Raw genomic sequence first — 17,974 nt, 5'->3', positions numbered from 1 at the left:
AGTGTTGCGCCGGTTGAAGCAGAGCAAAGGACGGTGGGCGGGCACGACTAAGGGGCACGGCCGCGATGGCCGTGCCCCTTCGTCGTCGGTCAACCGGGAATGGTTACTCCCCCGGCGTCGACTTCGCGATCTGCATCAGGAACTCGATGTTGGTGCGGGACTGCTTGAGCCGGTCCAGCAGGAGGTCCATCGCCGCCTGCGAGTCCAGCGAGTGCAGCACCTTCCGGAGCTTGTGGATGATGGCCAGCTCCTCGGGCGCGAGCAGGACCTCTTCCTTACGGGTGCCGGACGGGTTGATGTCGATGGCCGGGAAGGTGCGCTTGTCAGCGATCTTCCGGTCCAGCTTCAACTCGGCGTTGCCGGTGCCCTTGAACTCCTCGAAGATGACCGTGTCCGCCATGGACCCGGTCTCCACCAGCGCCGTGGCGATGATGGTCAGCGACCCGCCGTTCTCGATGTTGCGGGCCGCGCCGAGGAAGCGCTTCGGCGGGTAGAGCGCGGTGGAGTCGATACCACCCGACATGATCCGGCCGCTGGCCGGCGCCGCCAGGTTGTACGACCGACCGAGCCGGGTCACCGAGTCGAGCAGCACGACGACGTCGTGGCCCAGCTCGACCAGGCGCTTGGCCCGCTCGATCGCCAGCTCCGCCACCGTCGTGTGGTCCTGCGGCGGACGGTCGAACGTGGCCGCGATGACCTCGCCCTTGATCGACCGCTGCATGTCGGTGACCTCTTCGGGCCGCTCGTCGACCAGCACCACCATGAGGTGGCACTCCGGGTTGTTCCGGGTGATCGCGTTCGCGATCGCCTGGAGCACCATCGTCTTACCCGCCTTCGGCGGCGACTGGATGAGCGCCCGCTGGCCCTTGCCGATCGGCATGACCAGGTCGATGACCCGGGTGGTCAGGATGTGCGGCTCGGTCTCCAGCCGCAGGCGCTCCTGCGGGTAGAGCGGCGTGAGCTTGTAGAACTCTGGCCGCCGCCGTGCCTCCTCCGGCTCCATCCCGTTGATCGTGTCCAGCCGCATCAGCGGGTTGTACTTGTCCCGCCGCTGGTCACCGGTGTTGCCACCCTCGCGGGCCGCACGCACCGCGCCGGTGATCGCGTCACCGCGGCGCAGACCGTACTTCTTGATCTGGGACATCGAGACGTACACGTCGTTCGGGCCGGCCAGGTAACCGGTCGTCCGAACGAAGGCGTAGTTGTCGAGCACGTCGATGATGCCGGCCACGGGGACGAGCACGTCGTCCTCGCCGACCTGCGGCTCACGGCCACCGGTGTCACCACCGGTCTCCGCCCGCTCGCCACGGCCGCGCCGACGGTCCCGAAAGCGGCTGCGCCGGCCACGCCGACCGCCGCCCTCGCCGTCGTCGTCCTCGTTGTCCCGCTCGACACGCTGACCACGGTCGTTGCGGTCGGCCCGCTCCGAACGGTCGCTCCGCTCGGCGCGCTCGCCCCGATCGTTGCGGTCGCCCCGCTCGGCACGCTCACCGCGATCGTTGCGCTCGGCACGCTCACCGCGATCGGTCCGGTCGGTCCGGTCGTTGCGCTCGGCCCGCTCACCACGGTCGGCACGCTCGCCCCGATCGTTGCGCTCGGCACGCTCGGCCCGCTCACCACGGTCGGCACGCTCACCACGGTCGGCACGCTCAGCGCGGTCGTTGCGCTCGGCGCGGTCGCGGCGGTTCTCGCCACGGTCGGACCGCTCGCCGGCCTCCACCTCGTCGGTGCGGGCCTCAGAGGGACGGCCCTCAGAGGGACGGCCCTCGGAGGAACGCGCCTCCGCGGCGCGCGGCTCGGAGGTGCCGGCCTCGGCGGTACGGGACTCGGCCGGGGCGGTCCGGCTGCGCCGGGTACGGCCACGGCCCTCGGTCGCGGTAGCCGGCTCGGCCGGCGTCTGGTCGGTGCTGCGGCTCTCGGCCGCCGGGCGATCCACGGTCTCCCGCACCTCCTCACGGGCCGGAGCGGCCGCAGCCGCGACCTCGGCTCGCGGTCGAGGGGTCCCGGCGGCGTTGCCGCCCTGCCGCTCGGAGATCGCGGCGATCAGCTCACCCTTGCGCATGCGAGCCGTGCCGGAGATGCCGAGCGACGCAGCCAGGCTCTGCAGCTCTGGCAGCAGCATCGCCGACAGACCGGTGCCGCTGCGCCGACGACGGGCGGGAGCGGCAGCGGTGGCATCGCCAGCGACGTTGGAAACATCCGACGTCACGTCGGTGGTGTCGCTCAATGGATTCCTTCCCTCGATAAGGCCGGGACTGCCCGGAGTCGGAGCTCAGGTGGCCGGGCGGCCTCGGTGCACCCGCCTCGCAAGGACGCGTCGCGGGAGTCTGTGACACAGCAGCCGGTGGTTTCCCGACTCACCAAACGTCGGTGAGCAGGTCTCGCCGCCTGCGGCGACCTGTGGAAACTGCGGTGCGGCGTGGGCCTTGGCAGGGGGTGACGGGCTGACCGCCGAAAGCTTCGGGGGTGCGCCGCCCCGCAGGAGATCGCGTGCTTCGCGGCTGTGCTAGGTCTAGAGCGTAATCAACTCTTCCGACCTGCGGCAACAGGGTCCCGCTCGGCGTGTCCAAGTCTACCCCGGGCGACCCGGGCACCGCTGACGTCTATCGGTAACTGCCAGATCTGCCAGTCTGTTCCCGCGTCGAGGCTCGGCGGCGGCGCGCTGAGCGCCAGCACGCTCGGCCCGGCCCCACTGACCACAGCCGCCACACCCGCCGCTCGCAACTCGCTGACCAGGGCCGATGTGCCCGGCATCCCGGGTGCCCGGTAATCCTGGTGGAGGCGGTCGACGGTGGCCGGCAGCAACAGCGCCGGGTCGGTGGTGAGCGCGTGCACCAGCAGCGCCGCCCGCCCGGCGGTCAACGCGGCGTCGGCGTGGGGCACGGTGGCCGGCAGCGCCGCCCGCGCGGTCGCGGTCAGGCCACGCTCGGCCGGCACGAAAACCGTGGGTCGTACGCCGGACGCGACCGGCAGGGACACCGCGCGAGCGCCGCCCGGCTCGGACCAGGCCACCGTGAAACCGCCGAGCAGACACGGGGCGACATTGTCGGGATGGCCCTCGATCTCAGCGGCCAGCCGGAGCACGCCGGGCTCGTCCAGCCGGTGCTCGCCGTCGGCCACCAGGGCACGGGCCAGCAGCACCCCGGCGACGATGGCGGCCGACGACGAGCCCAGGCCCCGCGCCTGCGGGATCCGATTGACGCACTCGACGCTCAGGCCCGCGGGCTGCCCGCCGAGAACGTCAAAGGCGGCACGCATGGCCCGCACCACCAGGTGCCGATCGTCGGCCGGCAGCTCACCGGCGCCCTGGCCGGTGACCGTCACCCGGACCCCGGCGGACGCGACCTCGGCGGCCAGGTCGTCGTAGAGCCCGAGGGCGAGCCCCAGCGCGTCGAAGCCCGGACCGAGGTTGGCACTGGTCGCGGGGACCCGGACCCGGACCGGCCCGGCGGTGAAGTTCGTCGGCACGCGCTCATGCTAGGGCCCGACACCGACGATCCGGTCCGGCGCCCGCACCATGGGACCGCCGGGTTTCAACCGACCGGGTCTCCGATCGGCTCGGCGACCGGGTCGGTCAGCGACAGCCGGCGGGTGGCGATCCACCAGCCGACCGCGTACACGAGGGTGACCAGTCCGCAGCCGGCCAGCACCACGCGTTCGTCCACCACGTCCACCACCAGGGCCACCGCCAGTTGACTCACCGAGATGGCCAGCGTCGCGAGCATCATGTCGGTGGCGAAGACCCGCCCGCGCAGCCGGTCCGGCACCTCGCCCTGAAGGGCGAAGTTCGACATCACCCAGTTGCTGCCGCCCGCGAAGTGGGCCACGAAGACCAGCAGCAGCACCAGCGGGAACCAGCGCACCACCGACGTACCCAGGTAGGACAGGCCGTAGAGCGACATGGACAGCGCGAGCCCGGGCAGCAGCCAGGACCGGTTGGTCAACACCCGCCGCATCAGGATCGGCCCGACCAGCGCGCCGGCTCCACGGACCGCGAAGAGCAGGCCCGCGCCCAGCGAACCGACCCCGTAAACGCCGGCGAGCAGCGGAAACACGGTCAGCACGCCGTTACCCAGGCCGACCGCCGACTTGACCGTGACCAGCGCCAGCACCCGCGGCCGGTGCCCGATGTAGCCGAGCGCCTCGCGGACCGCCGACCAGGTCCGCTGCGCCGGCACCTCCGGGTCGCGGGCCGCCTGCAACGGCCGGCGGATCCGGGTGGCGAGGCCCGCGGCCACCGCCAGGCCGACCGCCGCCACCCAGAAGCAGGCGTACGGGCCGGCAGCCGAGCTGAGCACACCACCCAGCGAGGCGCCCACCACCGTCATGGTGCCCCAGGCCGAGCCGGCCACGGCGTTACCGGCGGCCAGTTCGTGCGGCTCCAACACGTTGGGGAGCGCGGCCTGGGCGGCCGGCGAGTAGAACGCCTTGGCGACCGCGACGGCACCGATCGCCACCAGCGCCAGCCACGCCGTACCGCGGTCGCGGACGCCGAGGAGCAGCAGCACGCCGGCCAGCGCGGCCACGTTCGCGGCGATCATGATCTTCCGCCGGTCGAAGCGGTCGGCGATCGTGCCGGTGTACGGCAACAGCAGCGCCACGATGCCGGTGTCCACCGCCAGCACCAGGGCACCCCAGACCCCGCTGCCGGTCAGCTGCGGCAGCAGCACCAGCAGCGGCACCATGACGAACCAGTCAGCCCCGAAGACCACCAGCTCGGCGAGGAAGAGATTGCGAAAGCTCCGATTGCCGGTGAGGACCGCGAGGGTGGACGCCACGGAGCGGGACCCTACCCGGTCGGTGTGGGGACCACGGCGGGTCCCAGCAGCGCCGAAACGGTGACGAAGGTGTAGCCACGCGCCCGCAGCCCGGCGATCATGTCGGGGAGGCCGTGCAGCGCGACCAGACGTCGCCGGTCACCGACGTCGTGCCCGAGAACGATCGTCCCCGGCCGTACGTCGGCCACGATCCGCCGGGCGTGGCCGGCCGGGTCGTTGGGAAACTCCCGCTCCACCATCTGCAACGACCAGAGCACCAGCCGGTAGTTCAGCCGCGATGCCGCGTGCAGCACCGCACCACCCAGGTGGCCGTACGGCGGACGGACCAGCCGCGGCGGCCGGCCGGTCACCTCGGCGATCGCGTCGTGGCTGCGGCGCAGGTCGTCGTACGCCGCGGCGGCGTCCAGCCGGGCGAGGTCCCGGTGCGCCCAGCTGTGGTTGCCCACCTCGTGCTCGCCGAGCCTGTCGCGCACGAGGTCGGCGTGCTTTCTGGCCTGAGCGCCGACCAGGAAGAACGTCGCGGGCACCCGGTGCTGGGCGAGGGTGTCCAGCACCATGGGCGTCCACTGTGGCGCTGGCCCGTCGTCGAAGGTGAGCGCGACCAGCCGCTGCGTGGTCGGCCCCGACCAGATGACCGGCACCGCGCCGGAGCCGACGTCCTGCGGCCCGTTGCCGACGGTGGTGCTGGCCGGGCCGCCGGCGAGCGGCAACCGCCGATGGGTGAGCCAGGCATCGGTGGCGCCCGCCCCGGCGGCCGCCCCGGTCACCACGAGAGCCCCCCGGCGCAGCAGATCGCGCCGGGACCACCCGTGCGCACTCTCGGTCATCCACCCGCCCCGCTCGCCGTCACCTCACCATGTCCACCCTGGAGTATGCAAGATGAGATGAAAAGTGCACCATCCGTCGACCGATCGGAGTGTCCGCGGCGGCACAGCCGAACGCCCCCGGCAAGCGAGCCTGCCGGGGGCGTTACGGGTTGTCGTCCGACTACTCGGTCGGCTCGGTCGGCTCCGACGGGGGCAGCGGCGAGGTGCGGCTACGAGGCAGCCGCAGCACCTCGAACTGGTCCGTGCCGTCCACCAGCGCGCCCGACGGGGCGGGGCGTGCCGCCGCCGGCTGCGTGCCGTCGGCCGGCGTCGACACCGGTGCGCCCGTCGGCACGGCCACCTGGTTCGGGCCGTCCGGCTCGACGCCCTCCGGCCCGGTCGGCCCGGTCGCCGCCGGCTCACCGGATCGCCGCCGACGCTCCCGCAGCGACTCCTTGGTGTGCTCCACCATCGTGTAGAGCGTCGGCACCAGGATCAGCGTCAACAGCGTCGAGCTGAGCAGGCCACCGATCACCACGACCGCCAGGGGCTGCGAGATGAAGCCGCCCTCGCCGGTCAACCCGAGGGCCATCGGCAGCAGCGCGAAGATCGTCGCGACAGCGGTCATCAGGATCGGGCGCAGCCGACGCCGGCCACCCTCGACCACCGCCTCCCGGACCCCCATGCCCTGCGCCCGGTACTGGTTGATCAGGTCGAGCAGCACGATCGCGTTGGTCACCACGATGCCGACGAGCATCAGCACACCGATCAGCGCCGGCACTCCCAGCGGCGTCCCGGTGGCCAGCAGCAGACCGATCGCGCCGGTCGACGCGAAGGGAATGGAGATCAGCAGGATCAACGCCTGGGTGAGGCTCCGGAACGTGGCCACCATGATCAGGAACACGATCGCGATGGCGGCCAGCACCGCCAGGCCCAGGTCGCCGAAGGCGTCCGCCTGATCGGCGCTGACCCCACCGATGGCGAAGCTCGCCCCCGGCACGTCGATGCCGTCGAGCCGCTTCTGCAACTCCTTGGTGGTCGCACCCAGGTTCGAACCGGTCGCGGCGCCGGTCACCGAGACGCTGCGCTCACCATCGATCCGCGTGACCTGCTGCGGCCCCTCGGCCTGGGTGACGTCCGCGATGTCGTCCAGCTTCACCGGCCCGACCGGAAGGGCCCGCAACTGCTCCAGCGACACCGGGGCGGTCGCGTTCAGCCGCAGCACCACGTTCTGCTGGCGGCCGTCGAGCGCCACCTGCCCCAGCGGGGCGCCACGGAACGCCTGCGACACGAGCTGACCCACGGCGGCCTCGGTGAGGCCGGCCCGGCCGGCGGCGACCCGGTCGACTGTCACGTCGACCCTCGGCACCCGCTCGGCGAGGCTCGTGGTGACGTCCTCGACGTCCGGGACACCGGCCATCGCCGTCCGGGCCGCCTCGGCGGCGCGGGTCAGCACCTCCGGGTCACTGGCCTGGACGATCACCTCCAGCTGGCTGGTCGAGGCCTCCTGGCCACCGCCGAAGCTGACCTCACCCAGGCTGGCGCCGATCTTGTCGAACTCCCGGCGCAACTCCGCACGTACCTGCTTGGCGTCGGTGTCGCCGTCGAGAGCCAACGACCAGCTCGCGACGTTGTTGCCTCCGCCGCCCGCCCACGGGTTGTCGCCGCCACCGGCGGTCACCTGGTAGGTCTCGACCCCGTCGATTCGCCCGAGGACCCCCTCGACCTGCTTCGCCGCCGCGTCGGTGGCCGCCAGGCCGCTGCCCGCCGGCAGCTCCTGCCGGAAGCTGAGCGTGTCCTGACCGGAGTCGTCCAGGAAGTTCGTCTCCAGCTTCTGCGCCAACCCGAAGGTGCCGAAGAGCACCAGCAGGCCGAGCCCGACGGTGATCCAGCGGGTCGACCGCTTGCGGGTGGCGAACCCGATCACCGGCAGGTACGCCCGCTGCAACGGGTTGCGCAGCTCCTTCTCCTCGGCGTCGCGGCGCACCGCCTCGTCGTCGACGGTGCCGCCGCGCGGCTTGAGGAACCAGTACGCCAGCACCGGGATCACCGTCAGCGAGACGAGCAGCGAGGCGAGCAGCGCCACCGTCACCGTGATCGCGAACGGCGCGAAGAGCTGCCCGACGAACCCGCCGACCAGCGCGATCGGCGCGAACACCGCCACCGTCGTGAGGGTGGACGCGGTCACCGCGCCAGCCACCTCGCGGACGCCGGTGATGATCGCCTGGCGCTTCTCCTCGCCGTACTCCAGGTGTCGTTTGATGTTCTCCAACACCACGATCGAGTCGTCCACCACCCGGCCCACCGCGATGGTCAACGCGCCGAGGGTGAGCAGGTTGAGCGAGTAGTCACCGATCCACAGGGCGAGCAGCGCCACCAGCACGGAGAGCGGGATGGAGACCGCGGTGACCACGGTCGAGCGCACCGACAGCAGGAAGACCAGGATGACGATGACCGCCATCAGCAGACCCAGCAGGCCCTCGGTGGTCAACGATTCGATCGACTTCTCCACGAACGGCGCCTGGTCGAAGACCACCGTCAGCTCCGCGCCGGAGGCGTCCTTCAGGTCGGCCAGCCGGTCCCGGATCTCGTGGGAGATCTCCACCGCGTTGCCGTCCGGCGCCGCGGTGACGGCGATGCCGAGGCTGTCCTTGCCGTTGGTCCGGGTGATCGCGGTGGCCGGGGCGAGCTGCTGCTCGACCGTCGCCACGTCACCGAGACGAACCGGGGCCGCGCCGGGCGCGATGATGATGCCGCGCAGGTCGTCCAGGGTGGCGACCGGCGTCCCGACCTGCACCGGGAGCGCGAGGCCGCCGTCGGTCACCGCACCGACCGGCACCGACACGCCGTTGGTCTTCAACGCGGCGCCGATCGCGGTCGGCTGGACCTTCGCCGCGGCCAGCTTCTCGGGATCCGGGGTGACCACCACGATGTCGTCGCGGGTCCCGGTCACCTCGACCGTGCGGACTCCCTCGATGCCCTCCAGCTCCGGCACCACCGTCGCGCGCAGCTTCTCGGCGAGCGCCCGCTCGTCGGCGCCGCCGGCCGCGGCCAGCACCACCGCCGGCAGGTCGTCGGTGCTCCCCGCGATGACCTGCGGGTCGACGCTCTCCGGCAGCTGGGCGTCGATCCGGCTCAGCGCGGTCTGCATCTTGTTGACCACGTCGTCCAGGTCGGTGCCGAACTCGTACTGCACCTGGACCGTGGCCGACCCCTCGCGGGACGTGGAGGTGATCTTGTCCAGCCCCGGGATGCCCTGCAGGGCGTTCTCGATCGGCTCGGTCACCTGCGACTCGACGATCTCGGGACCGGCACCGGGGTAGGGCGCCACGATGAACGCGGCCGGGAACTCGAGCGACGGCAGCAGTTGCTGCTTCAGCGACGGCACGGCGAACGCTCCGAACGCCGTAATCACCACCGCGATGAGGGCGACCAGCCCTCGGTTGGCGAGGCTGAATCTGGCGAGCAGCGACATCGGCCTGGCTCACTCCTGGAAGAAAATGCGGGCGGGGATAGGTGAAAGTGTGCCGGACTCGATCACCTGGACCCCCGCCGCCCCCAGGGCGGCCCACCGCCGGTGGGTTGTACCGCTCTCAGGCCAGGTCGAGAGCGCGGGCCGCGGCCATCGGATCGTTGCCGATGGTCACCGGGGCGGGCGCGGTGGAGATCGCCCACTCCGGGTCCTTCAGGCCGTGACCGGTCACCGTGCAGACCACCGTCGAGCCGGCCGGAACCGCGCCCGCCGCAGCCTGCTGGAGCAGGCCGGCCACGCTGGCCGCGCTGCCCAGCTCGACGAAGACCCCCACCTCGCGGGCGAGCAGCCGGTACGCCGACAGGATCTCCCGGTCGGTCACCGCCGCGATCAGACCACCGGAGGCGTCCCGGGCGTCGAGCGCCTTGGTCCAGCTCGCCGGGTTGCCGATCCGGATGGCGGTGGCAATCGTCGACGGCTCGGGCACCACCTGGCCGGTCACGATCGGCGCCGCCCCGGACGCCTGGAAGCCGTACATCTTCGGCGCCCGCGTGGTGGTGCCGGCGGCGTGCTCCTCCGAATATCCCATCCAGTACGCGGAGATGTTGCCGGCGTTACCGACGGGCAGGCAGTGGATGTCGGGGGCGTCGCCGAGCGCCTCGACGATCTCGAAGGCGGCGGTCTTCTGGCCGTGCAGCCGGTCGATGTTGACCGAGTTGACCAGCGCGACCGGGTGATCCTGGGCCAGCTTGGCGGCGAGCGCGAGGCAGTCGTCGAAGTTGCCACTGACCTGGAGCAGCTTCGCCCCGTGCACCAGCGCCTGGGCCAGCTTGCCGAGCGCGATCTTGCCCTGCGGCACCAGCACCGCGCAGGTCAGCCCGGCCCGGGCCGCGTACGCCGCGGCGGAGGCGCTGGTGTTGCCGGTGGAGGCGCAGATGATCGCCTTGTTGCCGGCCTCGACCGCCTTGGAGACCGCGAGGGTCATCCCCCGGTCCTTGAAGGAGCCGGTCGGGTTGGCGCCCTCCACCTTCAGGTAGACGTCGCAGCCGAGCCGGGCCGAGAGCACGGGCGCCGGCAGCAGCGGGGTGTTCCCCTCGTGCAACGTGACGACCGGCGTGGCCGCGGTGACCGGCAGCCGATCCCGGTACGCCTCGATCAGACCCCGCCACATGTCGCTCTCCTCGTCTCTACCTCTGCACCGACCCGAGCATCAGGCCACCCTGGACCACGCTGCCGCAGCCGTCGATGGCACACCCCGGGTTACCCACCTGGCGGGACGGGCGGGCCGCCCCGGTGGTTCAACGACTCAGGCGCCGCCCTCGACCCGCAGCACACTCGTCACCGACCGGACGATGTCCAGGCCGCGCAGCTCGACCACTGTCGCGGCGAGCGCGGCGTCCGGCGCCACGTGGGTGACGATGACCAGCTCGGCGTCGCCGTCCCGGCCGGGCATGCCGCTCGCCGAGCCCTGTCGGACGGTCGCGATCGACACGTCGTGCCGGGCGAACACGCCCGCCACCGCGGCCAGCACACCCGGGCGGTCGGCCACGTCCAGGCTCACGTGGTAGCGGGTCAGCGCCTCGCCCATCGGCCGCACCGCCAGGGCCGCGTACGCGCTTTCGCTGGCCGCGCGCACCCCGGCGAGCCGGTTGCGGGACACCGCCACCACGTCGCCGAGCACAGCGCTGGCGGTCGGCGCGCCACCCGCGCCCCGGCCGTAGAACATCAGTTGCCCGGCCGCGTCCGCCTCGACGAAGACCGCGTTGAACGCGTCGCCGACGCTGGCCAGCGGGTGGCTGCGCGGAATCAGCGCCGGGTGGACGCGGACACTGACCGTCTCCTGACCGGCCGCGTCGACGCCCCGCGCCGCGATGCAGAGCAGCTTGATCGTGCAGCCCATCGCCTGGGCGCTGGCCATGTCCGCGGCGGTCACCTCGGTGATGCCCTCGCGGTGCACGTCGGCGGCGCCGACCCGGGTGTGGAACGCCAGCGAGGCGAGGATGGCCGCCTTCGCCGCCGCGTCGAAGCCCTCGACGTCGGCGGTCGGGTCGGCCTCCGCGTACCCCAGCGCGGTGGCCTGGTCCAGGGCCTCCGCGAACCCGGCGCCGGTCGCGTCCATCGCGGAGAGGATGAAGTTGGTGGTGCCGTTGACGATGCCGGTGACCCGGTTGATCCGATCGCCGTGCAGCGACTCGCGCAGCGGGCGCAGCAGCGGGATCGCGCTGGCAACCGACGCCTCGTAGTAGAGGTCGCCACCGCCCTCGGCCGCCGCCTCGTGCAGGGCCACCCCGTCCTCGGCGAGCAGCGCCTTGTTGGCGGTGACCACGCTCTTGCCGGCGCGCAGCGCCTCGACCAGCCAGCCCCGGGCCGGGTCGATGCCGCCGACCACCTCGATCACCACGTCGACGTCGTCCCGTTTGATCAGGCCGAGCGCGTCGGTGGTGAACAGGGCCTCGTCGACCGGAAGGTCACCGCGGTCGCGGCCGAGCCGGCGGACGGCGATGCCGGCGATCTCCAGTGGAGCGCCGATGCGGGCGGCCAGGTCGGCCGACTGCTCGTGCAGCAGCCGGACCACCTCCTGGCCGACCGTGCCGCAGCCGAGCAGCGCCAAGCGCACAGGTGACGTCATCCCACATCCAATGCCAGCAGATCGTCTTCGGTCTCCCGCCGGACGATCAGACGCGCCTGGCCGTCACGCACCGCCACGACCGGCGGTCGGGGCACGTGGTTGTAGTTGCTGGCCATGCTCCGGCAGTAGGCGCCGGTGCCGGGCACCGCGACAAGATCTCCGGGCTGCACGTCGGCGGGCAGGAATTCATCCTTCACCACGATGTCCCCGGACTCACAGTGCTTTCCCACCACGCGGGCGAGCAACGGCTGGGCGCCCGACGCCCGGGAGGCCAGCGTCGCCGAGTAGGACGCGTCGTAGAGCGCCGTGCGGATGTTGTCGCTCATCCCGCCGTCGACGCTGACGTACGTGCGGATGCCGTCGAGGTCCTTGACCGTGCCGACCTGGTAGAGGGTGAACACGGCCGGACCGACGATGGCCCGTCCCGGCTCGATCGACAGGTGCGGCACCGCCAGGTTCTCCGCCGCGCACTCCGAGTCGACGATCTTGCGCAGCCGCTTGGCCAGGTCCTGTGGGGTGGCCGGGTCGTCCTGCGTGGTGTACGCGATGCCGAACCCACCGCCCAGGTCCAGCTCGGGCAGCTCCACCCCACGCGCGTCGCGGATCTGCGCCTGCAGGGCGAGCACCCGGCGGGCCGAGACCTCGAAGCCGCTGGCGTCGAAGATCTGCGAGCCGATGTGCGAGTGCAGGCCGCGCAGCTCCAGCACACCCTCGTCGAGGATCTTGAAGGCGGCCGCAGCGGCGGCCCCGCCGGCCAGCGAGAAGCCGAACTTCTGGTCCTCGTGGGCGGTGGCGATGAACTCGTGGGTGTGCGCCTCGACGCCCACCGTGACCCGGACCAGCACCCGGGGCCGGACCCCCCGCTCGCGGGCCAACGCGGTGAGCCGGTCGATCTCGGTGAACGAGTCGACGATGATCCGTCCCACCCCGGCATCCAGCGCCCGGGTCAGCTCGGCGACGGACTTGTTGTTGCCGTGGAAGCCGATCCGTTCCGGCGGCATGCCGGCCGAGAGCGCGGTGGCCAGCTCACCTCCGGTGCAGACGTCGAGGTGCAGCCCCTCCTCGGCGATGATCCGGACCACCGCCCGGCAGAGGAACGCCTTGCCCGCGTAGAAGACGTCCTCGGTCGGGAAGGCCGCCCGGAAGTCACGGCAGCGCGAACGCAGGTCGGCCTCGTCGAGGACGTACACCGGGGTGCCGAACTCGGCCGCGATGTCGCGGACGCTCAGGCCCGCGACGGCGACCGCACCGTCCGCGCCGCGCGTCACGCTGCGCGGCCACAGCGTCGGCACGAGGGCGTTGACGTCGACCGGGGTACGCAGCCAGGCCGGCCCCTGGTTGCTGATGTCCGCGTGCAGCGCACCAGCCTCATGAGCGCGCATCGTGCTACATCCTCTCCGGGGCGGAGACGCCGAGCAGGTGCAGCCCGTTGGCGATCACCGTGCGGGTGGCGTCGTTGAGCCAGAGTCGGGCCCGGTTGGCGTCGGTGACGGGCTCGTCGCCGCGCGGCAGGATCCGGCAGGACGGCTCGTCGTAGAACCGGTGGTACGCCTGCGACACGCGCTCCTCAAGGTAGCGCGCGACCCGGTGCGGTTCCCGCAGCTCTGCCGCCGAGGCGACCACGGCGGGAAACTCGGCGAGCGCCTTGAGCAGCTCGTTCTCCTTCTCGTGGTCGAGCAGGTCGGGGCGGAACGCCGCGCCGTCGCCGCGGGTGAGCCCGACCTGGGCTGCCTGGCGGGCCGCGCTGGCCGTCCGGGCAGCCACGTACTGCACGTAATAGACGGGGTTGTCGCGGCTCGCCCGCGTCCACAGCTCGATGTCGATGTCGATCGGGGAGTCGCTGGAGTAGCGGGCCAGCGCGTACCGGGAGGCGTCCACGCCGATCGCGTCGACCAGGTCCTCCAGGGTGATGACAGTGCCGGCCCGCTTGCTCATCCGCATCGGTGCGCCGTCGCGAACCAGGTTGACCAGCTGCCCGATGAGGATCTCCAGGTTGCGCTCCGGGTCGTCACCGAAGCAGGCGGCCATCGCCTTCATCCGGCCGAGGTAGCCGTGGTGGTCGGCGCCCAACATGATCACGACCCGCTCGAAGCCGCGCTCGCGCTTGTCGAGGTAGTAGGCGCAGTCCGCGGCGAAGTACGTCCACTCGCCGTTGGACTTGCGCAGCACCCGGTCCTTGTCGTCACCAAAGTCGGTGGTGCGCAGCCAGGTCGCGCCCTCGGACTCGTAGACCCGGCCCTGCTCGCGCAGCCGGGTCAGCGCGAGGTCCAGTTCGCCCCGGTCGTGCAGGTCCTTCTCGTTGAAGTAGGTGTCGAACTCCACCCCGAAGTCGCGCAGCGAGGAGCGGATCTCGTCGAACATCAGCGCGACGCCCTCGACCCGGAACACCTCCTGGGCGGCGGCGTCGTCGAGGTTGAGCACGTCGGGCCGGCGGGCCTGCACCTCGGCGGCGATCTCGGCGATGTACGCGCCGCCGTAGCCGTCCTCCGGCGCGGGCTCGCCCTTGGCGGCGGCGAGCAGCGAGCGGGCGAACCGGTCGATCTGCGAACCGGCGTCGTTGAAGTAGTACTCCGTGCCCACCTCGGCGCCGGTGGCCCGCAGCAGCCGGCTCAGCGCGTCGCCGACGGCCGCCCAGCGGACCCCGCCGATGTGCACCGGGCCGGTCGGGTTCGCCGAGACGAACTCAAGGTTGATCTTCTCGCCGGCGAGCCGGTCGCTGCAGCCGTACTCCGCGCCGGCCTCGACGATCAGGCGGGCGAGCTGGCCGGCGGCGGCGGCGTCCAGCCGGATGTTCAGAAAGCCCGGGCCGGCGATCTCCACCGACTTGATTCCCGGCGCCCGGCCCAGCTCGTCGGCCAGAGCGGTGGCCAGCTCGCGCGGCGGGACGCCCACCTTCTTGCTCAACTGCAGAGCGAGAGTGGAGGCGTAGTCGCCGTGCTCGGGGTTGCGCGGTCGCTCCACCACCGTGCGCTCCGGCAGCGCGGCGTGATCCAGACCACGGTCGGTGAAGACGGCGTGGGCGGCGGTGAGGACGACCGAGGCGAGTTCTGCAGGAGTCACTCAACCATGTTATCGGGGGTAGACTCGACCACTCGGCGGCAACCCTGCGCGTCATCCGGCCCGCCACTCCCCTGACCGACCGACCTGACGAGGCACGATGAGCATCAGCACCCCGGGCGGCCCTGAGCGCCGCCCGACCGTGGTCAGCACCGGCAAGAAGCCGGCTGCGGGCCGGCCGGCGTCCGGCGCCAAGGCCGGCACAGGCAAGCCGGCCGGCACGCCACGGGCAGGCGGCAAGGGCCCCCGCAAGCCGGTCACCCCGGTCAAGGTGAGCCAGGGCCGGGCCTGGGGCCCGATCGCGCTCTTCGTGGCCGTGGGCGTGCTGGCCGCAGGCATCATCGGCTATGGCGCGTGGGCGTCGTTCCAGGGCTCCAAGCCGTGGGACAAGCGGGCCAACGCCATCGACGGCATCGTCAACTACCGCAAGACCGATCCGGAGAGCCTGAAGTACGAGGCGCACAAGTCCGGCCCGCTGACCTACAAGTACTCGCCGCCCGTGGGCGGGGTGCACAACGCGGCCTGGCAGAACTGCATGGGTGACGTCTACGACGCCCCGATCGCCAGCGAGCACGCGGTGCACAGCCTGGAGCACGGCGCGGTGTGGATCACCTACCGCCCGGACCTGCCCCAGGACCAGGTCGACAAGCTCGCCGGCAAGGTGCGCGGCGTCGAGAAGATGCTGCTGAGCCCGTACGAGGGCCTGGACAAGCCGATCTCGCTGCAGGCCTGGGGCTACCAGCTCAAGGTCGACAACGCCGACGACAAGCGGATCGACGAGTTCATCAAGGACCTGCGGGTGAACGCCTCCGTCGAGGGCCCGACCGCGCTGTGCAACACGGGTATCACCGCCACCGGCACCACGCCGCGTGAACTTCAGCAGCAGCCGACCCAGTAAGGACTGCAATGACTGCTCCCGCCACCACCGACAGCGAGCACGACGACGTCGTGGCCGCCCCGGACGAGGGCGGCCCGGCACCGGCGCGGCGCTACGGCCTCGCAGCGCTGGCCATCATGGTGGTGGTGGGCCTGCTGCTCGGGTACGCCGGCGGCCTGCTCACCCCTCGCCTCACCCGACCCGGTGACTCCTCGGTCGAGGCGGGTTTCGCGCGGGACATGACGACCCACCACGCCCAGGCGGTGGAGATGAGTCTGATCGCGTACCGGTCGGCGACGCTGCCCGAGGTGCGGCAGATCGCCGTCGACATCGCCACCGGTCAGCAGGGCGAGATCGGCGCCATGCAGACCTGGCTGCGCGAGTGGCAGCTGAGCCCGACCGGGTCGCAGCCGCCGATGTCGTGGATGTCCGACGGGGCCGCGGTCAAGGACGGGCTGATGCCGGGCATGGCCACCCCGCAGCAGATGGCCTCGTTGCGCGACGCCACGGGCCTCGAGGTGGACCGGCAGTTCCTGGCCCTGATGTACACCCACCACCTGGGCGGGATCCACATGGTCGACGCGGCGCTCGCGGAGACCGACAACGCCGAGGTGGTCCGCGTGGCCCAGACCATGAAGACCACCCAGCAGTCCGAGCTGAACAACCTCCGGCAGCTCCAGGCGCAGGCCAAGGGCTGATCGTCCGCACGGGCACACCGGGCCCGCGTAACCGCCGATGACCGGCGGGACGCGGGCCCGCGTCATGTCCGCCCCCACGCCACCCCGCCCGTCCCGCCCTGCCTCAAGATCCGCGCAGTATCCGGGATGTTGCTGTCTCCCGGTGCCGGGAGGCAGCAACATCCCGGAAGGAAGTTGTGCGGATCTTGGCGGCTCCAGGCCGCGTTCCACCCCATGCCGACCCACCCGCCATCCACTTCGTCGCACCGTCCGTCCCGTTAAGTCCGGTTTGGTCGATTCGAGCGGCACGGGCGATTACGTTGCTTAGAGAGTTTTCTCCGCACATATCGTGACCAGTTGTGATTCGGGCTCGTTGCCCAAGACGTGGGGGTTGCACTCAGAGACGCACGGCGCTCGGTCACCAGTTGGTGCCGACGCCACACCATCGGCGGTGACGGGGCGGTGGCAGCCGTCCGTCGCGGACAGCGGCAGGGCGAGCCGGGAACGCTCAGCCGCGAACAGGAACTCGAACTGATCGACACACTCCGGGGCGTCCACCCCGACGAATTCGGCCTGGACGAGGAGCTGTGGACGCGGCAGAGCCTCACCACGCTCATCCAGCGCCGCTTCGACCTCCCGCTCGAGGCGGGCGCGGTCGGGGCGTACCTGCGGGCCTGGGGGTTGGGTCCGCGGGAACCGCGCGAGCGGGCCTGCGGACTCTGCGTCAGCGCGGTCGAGCGCTGGGTACGCAGCGAGTATCCGGCGATCACCCGGACGGCCCAGGAGCACCTGGCCGAGGTCTACTGGATCGGCCGGGTCCGGCTGCGCGGCACGATGCCGGCGGCCGACGTGATCTCCGCCGTGTCGTCCCGGGGCCGGGTGCGCTTCATGATCACTACGCCGACGGTCGACCCGCCGCTCCCCCGCGACTTCGTGCTGCGACTCAGCGGCGAGGAGCAGCGCACCGTGCACCTGATCGTGGACGGGTCCTGGCCGCGCAACGAGTGGCCGCGCCGGCTGCCCCGACGGATCGTCCTGCATCCGCTGCCCAGCTGCGGGCGCGCGATCGCGGCCTGAGCACCGGATGGGCCGGTTACCGACACGATCGGCTCACCCAATACCGATTCGGCGTACGCCCGGGAGGTTTGCTAGTCTTCTCCAGTCGCTGAGCCCCCGTAGCTCAGGGGATAGAGCACCGCCCTCCGGAGGCGGGGGCGCAGGTTCGAATCCTGCCGGGGGCACGAGCTTTCGCGCTCCATGTCCGCTGAAAAGCGCGGACCTGGGGCGCTTGTCATTTCTGCTCCGGGGCCGAGCCCCGGACCCCACGCCCCGGCGCCGGCTCGCGTCGAACGGCGACGGCAGGTGCCTCCCGGGCGACGGCCCGCGGCCCCCAAGCGACGGCTCGCCCCCGGGCGACGGCCCGCGCTCCGAGCGACGCGGGCTCGCACCTCCCGAACGACGCGGGGCTCGCGCCCCCTGGCGCGGGCTCGCGCCTCCCGGGCGACGGCCCGCGCCTCCCGGGCGGCGCTCGCGGCCCCCGGGCGGCGCGGGAGCACCACACCGCCCCGGCCCACGACGCGCAGGCGGGCCAGCGTGAAATCGCAGGTTCCGCGATCTTGCAGTTTCGGTTGTCGTCATGGGCGGGATGTACCCTTATGTCGCGACCGAAAGTGCAAGA

12 protein-coding genes and 1 tRNA gene are annotated in these 17,974 nt (G+C 71.9%); 4 read left to right on the top strand and 9 right to left on the bottom strand.

The window, feature by feature from the left end; all coding sequences use genetic code 11:
* Window positions 1–103 precede the first annotated feature (103 nt).
* From rho to argS, 9 genes are all read right to left on the bottom strand, one after another.
* Window positions 104–2,227 (bottom strand): transcription termination factor Rho, encoded by a 2,124-nt coding sequence (gene rho / locus OG505_RS32555; RefSeq protein ID WP_405429832.1) that lies wholly within the window; start codon window positions 2,225–2,227, stop codon window positions 104–106.
* Window positions 2,228–2,523: 296 nt separating this feature from the next.
* The gene (thrB, locus tag OG505_RS32550) at window positions 2,524–3,468 is read right to left on the bottom strand and encodes a homoserine kinase (RefSeq protein ID WP_405429830.1); all 945 of its coding nucleotides are present in this window, start codon (window positions 3,466–3,468) and stop codon (window positions 2,524–2,526) included.
* A gap of 65 nt (window positions 3,469–3,533) precedes the next feature.
* Window positions 3,534–4,778: an MFS transporter gene (locus OG505_RS32545; RefSeq protein WP_405429829.1), complete on the bottom strand. Its 1,245-nt coding sequence runs from the start codon at window positions 4,776–4,778 to the stop codon at window positions 3,534–3,536.
* A gap of 11 nt (window positions 4,779–4,789) precedes the next feature.
* A complete protein-coding gene (locus OG505_RS32540) occupies window positions 4,790–5,605 on the bottom strand; it encodes a polysaccharide deacetylase family protein (RefSeq protein WP_405429827.1) in 816 nt (271 codons plus the stop codon).
* 160 nt (window positions 5,606–5,765) lie between these two features.
* Window positions 5,766–9,059 carry an efflux RND transporter permease subunit gene (locus OG505_RS32535; protein ID WP_405429825.1) on the bottom strand — a complete coding sequence of 1,098 codons (3,294 nt, stop codon included), beginning with the start codon at window positions 9,057–9,059 and terminating at the stop codon, window positions 5,766–5,768.
* A 118-nt stretch (window positions 9,060–9,177) separates the two neighbouring features.
* Window positions 9,178–10,227, bottom strand: a complete 1,050-nt coding sequence (gene thrC, locus OG505_RS32530) for a threonine synthase (RefSeq protein WP_405429823.1) — start codon at window positions 10,225–10,227, stop codon at window positions 9,178–9,180.
* Between the two features lie 135 nt (window positions 10,228–10,362).
* Window positions 10,363–11,673 carry a homoserine dehydrogenase gene (locus OG505_RS32525; RefSeq protein ID WP_405434856.1) on the bottom strand — a complete coding sequence of 437 codons (1,311 nt, stop codon included), beginning with the start codon at window positions 11,671–11,673 and terminating at the stop codon, window positions 10,363–10,365.
* A gap of 8 nt (window positions 11,674–11,681) precedes the next feature.
* The gene (gene lysA / locus OG505_RS32520) at window positions 11,682–13,067 is read right to left on the bottom strand and encodes a diaminopimelate decarboxylase (RefSeq protein ID WP_405429822.1); all 1,386 of its coding nucleotides are present in this window, start codon (window positions 13,065–13,067) and stop codon (window positions 11,682–11,684) included.
* 4 nt (window positions 13,068–13,071) lie between these two features.
* Window positions 13,072–14,745, bottom strand: coding sequence for an arginine--tRNA ligase (argS, locus tag OG505_RS32515; protein WP_405429820.1), 1,674 nt, complete (start codon window positions 14,743–14,745; stop codon window positions 13,072–13,074).
* A 97-nt stretch (window positions 14,746–14,842) separates the two neighbouring features.
* Between argS and OG505_RS32510 the strand changes: the two genes are divergently transcribed.
* From OG505_RS32510 to OG505_RS32495, 4 genes are all read left to right on the top strand, one after another.
* Entirely contained in the window at window positions 14,843–15,640 is a 798-nt protein-coding gene (locus OG505_RS32510; RefSeq protein ID WP_405429819.1) for a DUF3105 domain-containing protein, read from the top strand.
* Between the two features lie 8 nt (window positions 15,641–15,648).
* Window positions 15,649–16,317: a DUF305 domain-containing protein gene (locus OG505_RS32505; RefSeq protein WP_405429818.1), complete on the top strand. Its 669-nt coding sequence runs from the start codon at window positions 15,649–15,651 to the stop codon at window positions 16,315–16,317.
* A 363-nt stretch (window positions 16,318–16,680) separates the two neighbouring features.
* Window positions 16,681–17,373 carry a winged helix-turn-helix domain-containing protein gene (locus tag OG505_RS32500; protein WP_405429817.1) on the top strand — a complete coding sequence of 231 codons (693 nt, stop codon included), beginning with the start codon at window positions 16,681–16,683 and terminating at the stop codon, window positions 17,371–17,373.
* A 92-nt stretch (window positions 17,374–17,465) separates the two neighbouring features.
* Window positions 17,466–17,537, top strand: a tRNA-Arg gene (locus OG505_RS32495).
* Window positions 17,538–17,974 lie beyond the last annotated feature (437 nt).

The organism is Micromonospora sp. NBC_00617 (assembly GCF_045161355.1).
Lineage (GTDB): Bacteria > Actinomycetota > Actinomycetes > Mycobacteriales > Micromonosporaceae > Micromonospora.
This window is presented reverse-complemented; position numbering and strand designations above follow the sequence as displayed.